At 39.1% G+C, this 2,464-nt stretch carries 1 protein-coding gene; it reads right to left on the minus strand.

Annotation, left to right across the window (positions count from 1 at the left end; all coding sequences use genetic code 11):
* Positions 1-39 precede the first annotated feature (39 nt).
* A complete protein-coding gene (glmS, locus tag B371_RS0100700; RefSeq protein ID WP_019412429.1) occupies positions 40-1,839 on the minus strand; it encodes a glutamine--fructose-6-phosphate transaminase (isomerizing) in 1,800 nt (599 codons plus the stop codon).
* Positions 1,840-2,464: the final 625 nt, after the last annotated feature.

Consider the following 2,464-nt stretch of genomic DNA (forward strand, 5'->3'; position numbering starts at 1 on the left):
TTTTAATGCAACGCTAGTGAAAATTTATCTATTCATTATTTACTCAACCGTAACCGACTTAGCTAAATTTCTCGGTTTATCCACGTCACAATCACGATGAAGTGATGCGTAGTAGCTAATTAACTGCAAAGGAATAACCGAAATGAGTGGTGTTAATAGTGGATGCACTTTTGGCAAGATGATTGTGTCGCCTTCTTCTTCCATGCCTTCCATCGCAATAATACATGGGTTGGCTCCACGTGCTACCACTTCTTTTACGTTTCCACGGATATTTAAGCTAACCGCCTTTTGCGTTGCTAATGCGAAGACGGGTGTGCCATCTTCAATTAGTGCAATGGTTCCGTGTTTTAATTCGCCGCCGGCAAATCCTTCTGCTTGAATATACGAAATCTCTTTTAATTTCAATGCGCCTTCCATGCTAACACAGAAGTCTAAATTACGGCCAATGAAAAATGCGTTGCGCGTTGTCGCTAAGAAGTCTCTAGCAACTTGTTCCATCTCTTCTTTAGAATCAACAAGGGCTTGCATGGCATTTGCTACGATGCCTATTTCCTGAACGATATCAAAATCTACAGAGTGTCCCGTGTTTTTAGCAACAAGAGCTGCCGTTATCGCAAGTACTGCGATTTGAGCTGTGTAGGCTTTTGTAGAAGCTACCGCAATTTCAGGACCTGCATGTAGTAATAAGGTATAATCTGATTCTCTAGAAATAGTAGAACCTTTAACGTTTGTAACTGTCAAAGTAGTATGACCTAGTTTTTTAATTTTCACTAACACTTGGCGACTGTCGGCTGTTTCCCCTGATTGAGTGATGAAGATAAACAATGGGTTTTCCGACAATAATGGCATGTTGTAGCCAAATTCACTTGCTATATGAACTTCTACTGGAATCCCAGCAATTTTCTCAAAGTACTCTTTTCCTACCAAACCTGCGTGGTAACTTGTTCCTGCAGCGATAATATATAGACGATCTGCTTTATTGATAGCAGATAAAATAGCGTCATCAATTTCAAGCTCATCTTGTTCATTTTGATAAGCTTGGATGATTTTACGCATAACAGCCGGTTGCTCATCAATTTCTTTCAACATGTAATGAGGGTACGTACCTTTTTCAATATCGCTCAAATCAAGTTCTGCTATATACGATTCACGTCCCACGATAGAACCATCTAATTTTTGAATTTCCACAGAGTCTTTTTTCACAATCACCATTTCTTGATCGTGAAGTTCGATGTATTCGTTAGTCACTTGAAGCATTGCCATTGCATCTGATGCGACAACATTAAAGTCTTCACCTAAGCCCACTAATAATGGACTTTTATTTTTCGCAACATAAATGGTTTGTGCTTCTTCTGAATCTAGTAACGCGATTGCATACGAACCGTGTAATAATGACAGAGTATGACGAAATGCTTCAGCAGTTGTCATACCGTTTGAGAATTTCTCAAGCAATTGAACAATGACTTCTGTATCCGTATCTGATTTCATTTCTACGCCTTGTAAATGCTCTTTTTGAAGTATATGATAATTTTCGATTACCCCATTATGCACTAGCGTATAACGACCAGATTCACTTTGATGTGGATGTGCATTGATTTGGTTTGGAACACCATGTGTTGCCCAACGCGTGTGTCCAATTCCTGTTTTTGAATGCACATCATCTTCTACCGCCAAACGTAAGTCTGCGATACGACCTTTTTCTTTAAATATGGTTACTCCATCTTCATTGCGTACAGCAATTCCAGCTGAATCATAACCGCGATATTCTAATTTTTCTAATCCTTTTAATAAAATTTCCTTTGAATCTAACTCTCCGATGTATCCTACAATTCCGCACATAATTTAAAATCCTCCAATAATTTTTATCATAATAAACAAGCGTCTTGCATTGCAGACGTTGCTAATGTGCCATCTTCTTCCTTTAATCACAAGATCACTTCTGTGGTTTAAGAACAAGAATTACGACCGGGCATCGCGGCCGGGAGGTATCCGCCGAATCTTCGATACTCCTCCTCCTCGTCAACTGAAGATCATTGTCTGATTTCTTCAGCTCAGGCGCTAAAATTGGTTTCCGATTATTTTACGTGCTATATTCACTCCTTTTGCACGGGTACGTAGTCAGTTGTCAATGACTTACAGTTTACGTCAGCACTCCTATCATACTGAAACCTAGTAGATACGTCAATCAAGTACTTACCTCCATTGTATTCCAGCGAAACATAATGGTTCGTTATGAGGAGGTTACTACTATATTAGGGTTTATAAAGAATGGATTGTCCATAGTTTTGGTGATCCACTTGATAATTAATTTACCAAGTCACTCTATTGGTTTCTTTTCTACACTTAGCTTCTGTTGAAGAAGTGATGTAGCCAATAAAAAAATCCATAAGAAAAACCGGGCAAAGTACGCCCGGTCCTTTAAGAAGGGTAACCATAGAAATCCGTTTATTTCCGCTACGGTGGA

The sequence above is a fragment of the Paenisporosarcina sp. TG20 genome (genome assembly GCF_000286315.1).
Lineage (GTDB): Bacteria > Bacillota > Bacilli > Bacillales_A > Planococcaceae > Paenisporosarcina.